Here is a 476-nt window from a genome sequence, read left to right on the forward strand (position 1 = left end):
GGAGTCGATTTTCCGCCGTAGAGCGAAATATCATATTTTCCTAAATCATCGGCAAGAAGAATGATAATGTTGGTCTTTTTTCCAGAAATAGAATCGGTGGGTTTTGAAGCCAGAAATTCTTTTTTTCCTTCTGCCAATTTTTGATCTTCTTTTATTAAAGTGCCGTCAGTGTTAATGGGCCAGAATAAAAAAGCGAAGAGAAGGAGCAGTATTATTAAAATGGGGATTATAATTTTGGTTATTTTTTTATAGTTTGGCATAATGGTTTTGGTTAATTTTTTTTAATGTTATAAGAAGCTTTGTCAAAGTTCAAAACTTCGACAAAACTTCATGTTGCTCAAATGTGAAGTACAATCTTTGTAGAGCTACTTGCGTGTCCTTCGACTTCGCTCAGGATGACAATATTGCGGGAAATAGCTTTGTCAAAGTTCAAAACTTCGACAAAGCTGAATCTGAATGATAAATTTATTTTGAAG

At 33.8% G+C, this 476-nt stretch carries 1 pseudogene; it reads right to left on the minus strand.

Annotated features, from left to right (window positions below):
* Nucleotides 1–260: pseudogene (locus tag ACWA1B_RS22370) on the minus strand (sulfatase-like hydrolase/transferase); the annotation flags it as partial.
* Between the last annotated feature and the right edge of the window lie 216 nt (nt 261–476).

The organism is Flavobacterium xizangense, from assembly GCF_054075145.1.